Source organism: Variovorax sp. P4_D9 (genome assembly GCF_056401695.1).
In genome coordinates this window covers 1-3,361 of sequence record NZ_JBFUIU010000911.1, presented here as the reverse complement: position 1 = coordinate 3,361, position 3,361 = coordinate 1, and the positions used below count along the sequence as shown (strand labels likewise).

Below are 3,361 nucleotides of genomic sequence, written 5' to 3'. Positions count from 1 at the left end.
CTGGAAGATCTCGTCGGTGAGATGGTGTACGCACGCAGGAATGCCGACCTGGGAAGGCTGGCCTTGCTTTGTTACTGCGAGATCCGGCACTGGGCGCGTCTGGCCGGCGAGCAGCGACTGGCAAGCTTGTCCAGCGCCCTCGTCACGGAGAACCCTCCCAGCGATCGCATGGAGTTTCTAAGACGAGTGGACGACGTCATCACCGAGCTCGAGGACGTCTGCGAGCGCGCGGGCATCAACGAGGGCTCGAAATCGCTGGCAATCGTCAGGGTTCGATAGGGCGCGCCCGACTGCGTTGCTGATGCGGATCAGCGTATAAAAGATTGCCTCGATAGAAGATCTATCTATACTTGAAGGCCCCTTGCAGGCCTCGTCTTGTAGATTCGAGGCGATCAAGTTAACTTCCATCGGTGTTCAGGGGTCGCCTCGCGCAGCGGGGACTTCCGACTGCGCTGGAGCTTCTGAACGACCGAACGCAATTCCGTTACACAGCGGTGCATGCGTTCGTCGATCGTGCCAAGCGGCCTGAAACCTTTGGAAGCGCGGGATCGACTTGGAGATTCTGACCATGTCCAACGGCGCAGTTCATAGGTTTGAGTACGAGGGCTGGCGTGTGGTCGTCGAGTTGGACCGGACGACTCCCGACGGAGTCATTTCCGGACACGCGGATCTGCATCGGAAGAACCACCACGAGCATCGGATAGCGCTGGCCGGCAAGCATGTAGATGGAGCGAGCGCAATCGCTTCCCTCTCCGACCGATCTCGCGCGTTCATTGACGACTGGCGCACGAAACGCCTGAATGGCGACTCGGACTTCKTCGACATCTAGCGGAAAAATACCGAGTTGCCAGATCATGATGGCAGACGATCCGAGGGAGGCGCTAGCGCAGCTTCAAGGAGATCGACATGATCATTTTCGCCCTGTACACGGCTTGGCAGCGGCTCCAGGCCTACCTGCGGCCCGGAAGGCTGGGTTCATGAGCTCGAAGTCCGCGCGGCGCGAGTATCTTGCGGCCATCGCCGACTTCGATCGCGCTTGCCTGGCGTTCTCGAGAGGGATGTCGTCGGTCCTCGATCGCCCCCCTCCTGGTGGCCAGCCATTGCCTCTGCTGTCTCCCTTGGGGCCAAGAAAGCCAGCGAAACGAGTCCGTTCTCGCGAAGCTACATCCGGGTTACACCGAATCCAGGCTCGCTGACACCCCGGCGCGGCAAGCGCCCTCGACATGCCGAGGCGCTGCCCGTAGATTTCGACATGGCCCGAGAAACCCGCCGCGATCCGCTCGAAAAGTACTGGTCGAATCGCGACTTCACGGTGACGTCCGAGCCGCGCGGCGAGCGCAAGTCCAGCAAGGCCAAGGCGCTCTCCTTCGTCATCCAGAAGCATGCGGCCAGCCGGCTTCGACCCGGCCGACAAGCGCATGGCGATCCACGTCGAGGACCACCCGCTTTCCTATGGATCGTTCGAGGGGACCATTCCGCCCAGGCAGTACGGCGCGGGCACGGTCGTCGTCTGGGACACGGCACCTGGGAACCGGTGGGCGATCCGCGCGAGGGCCTGCAGAAGGGAAAGCTGCTGTTCCACCTGCGCGGCCACAAGCTCGCCGGCCTGTGGGAGCTGGTCAAGATCGCCAAAGGCGGCGAAAAGCAGGAGCCGTGGATCCTGTTCAAGAAGCGCGACCCGTTTGCCCGGCCGAGAGTCGACTACGACGTGGTCTCCGCCCTGCCCGACAGCGTGATCGCGAAGCCCCTGCGGGCCGCGGCGCCAACAGGCAAGGCAGCAGCGAAGGCGCCCACGAAGCGGGTCGGGCCCACACGCAAGAGCGAAGACACCGAGGTGCCGGGCGCCGTGAAGGCGCCGCTGCCCGTCAGGATCAGCCCTCAGCTCGCGACCCTCGCGACGGGCGTTCCCGCAGCAGGCCAATGGCTCTTCGAGATCAAGTTCGACGGCTACCGGATCATGACGCGCATCGAGGGCGGCAAGGCGTTGCTGCTCACCTGAGGCGGGCACGACTGGTCGGCGAAGATGCCGAAGCTGGTCCTCGAACTGCAGAGCCTGGGTCTCCAGTCGAGCTGGCTGGACGGTGAGATCGTGGTGCTCGACGCGCATGGCCTGCCGAGCTTCAACGCGCTGCAGAAGGCATTCGATGGTCCGGGCAATGCGCAGATCGTCTACTTCCTGTTCGATGTGCCCTACTTCGAAGGCTACGACCTGCGCGACGTTGCTCTGGTGTCGCGCCGGCAATTGCTCAAGGCGCTTCTCGACGAAAAGTCGACGGAAAAATATCCGCTTCAGCGCCGCCTTCGAAGCCGACCCCGGTTTCGGTCCTGAGTTCGGCCTGCCGCATGAACCTCGAGGGCGTGATCGCCAAACGCGCCGATGCCCCCTATGCCTCGCGGCGCACCGAGACCTGGCTCAAGCTCAAGTGCCATCAGCGCCAGGAATTCGTGGTGGCCGGCTACACAGACCGCTCCGACGGTTCGCCTCAGATCGGGAGCCTGCTGCTGGGGGTTCACGCGCCGAATGGCGAACTGGCGTCGGTCGGCAGCGTCGGCACCGGATGGGACTCTGAAGAAGCCACTGCGCTCAAGCGCAAGCTGGCCAAGATCGAAATCGCCAAGTCACCCTTCGCGGCCGGCGCCGCCATGCCGGGTCGATGGTCGAAACGCGTCGCCGACAGCGAACGATGGGTCGAGCCGCGCCTCGTCGCCGAGGTCGCCTTCGCGGAATGGACGCCTGACGGGCAGATCCGGCATGCATCCTATGTGTCGCTGCGAACCGACAAGCCGGCCAGCGCGATCGTGCGCGAGACCGCCAAGACGCTCGGGGATTCGGGCCCGGTGAAGACAGCTGGCAAGACAGCGGTCGGTCGGATCAACGTGAGCAACGCCGATCGCGTGATCGACCCACGCTCGGGCCACACCAAACTCGACCTGGTGCGCTACTACGAGTCGGTTGCCGAATGGATCATGCCCCATCTCAAGGGCAGGCCCTGCTCGCTGGTGCGCGGCCCGACCGGTGTGACGGGCGAGCTCTTCTTCCAGAAGCACGACGAGAAGATCAGCATTCCCGGCATCAAGGAACTGGACCCCAAGCTGTGGCCCGGGCACAGCCCCCTGCTCGAGGTCGGCACGTCGCAGGCGCTCGCCTCGGCGGCGCAGATGAACGTCATCGAGTTCCACACCTGGAATTCGACGGCCAAGAATATCGACAAGCCGAATCGCATGGTCTTCGACCTGGACCCTGGCGAAGGCACGTCCTGGCAGCACGTGCAGGAGGCGGCTGTCCTGCTGCGCGCGCTGCTGTCGGAACTGGGGCTCGATGCGTGGCTGAAGACCAGCGGCGGCAAGGGGCTGCATGTCG

4 protein-coding genes are annotated in these 3,361 nt (G+C 63.9%); all 4 read left to right on the top strand.

Annotated features, from left to right (window positions below; genetic code table 11):
- On the top strand, positions 1–279 hold a 279-nt coding region (locus AC1DY5_RS48130; protein ID WP_478121414.1), incomplete at its 5' end, for a hypothetical protein.
- Between the two features lie 973 nt (positions 280–1,252).
- Positions 1,253–1,999: a hypothetical protein gene (locus tag AC1DY5_RS48125; protein ID WP_478121413.1), complete on the top strand. Its 747-nt coding sequence runs from the start codon at positions 1,253–1,255 to the stop codon at positions 1,997–1,999.
- Between the two features lie 24 nt (positions 2,000–2,023).
- Positions 2,024–2,329, top strand: a complete 306-nt coding sequence (locus tag AC1DY5_RS48120; RefSeq protein WP_478121412.1) for an ATP-dependent DNA ligase — start codon at positions 2,024–2,026, stop codon at positions 2,327–2,329.
- A 14-nt stretch (positions 2,330–2,343) separates the two neighbouring features.
- A partial coding sequence (gene ligD / locus AC1DY5_RS48115; protein WP_478121411.1) for a non-homologous end-joining DNA ligase LigD occupies positions 2,344–3,361 on the top strand: 1,018 nt, incomplete at its 3' end.

What these genes read in the sequence shown, in the direction of transcription:
- AC1DY5_RS48125 (WP_478121413.1), top strand. Translation starts at nt 1,253, where the DNA reads ATGGCCCGAGAAACCCGCCGCGATCCGCTCGAAAAGTACTGGTCGAAT.
- AC1DY5_RS48120 (WP_478121412.1), top strand. Translation starts at nt 2,024, where the DNA reads ATGCCGAAGCTGGTCCTCGAACTGCAGAGCCTGGGTCTCCAGTCGAGC.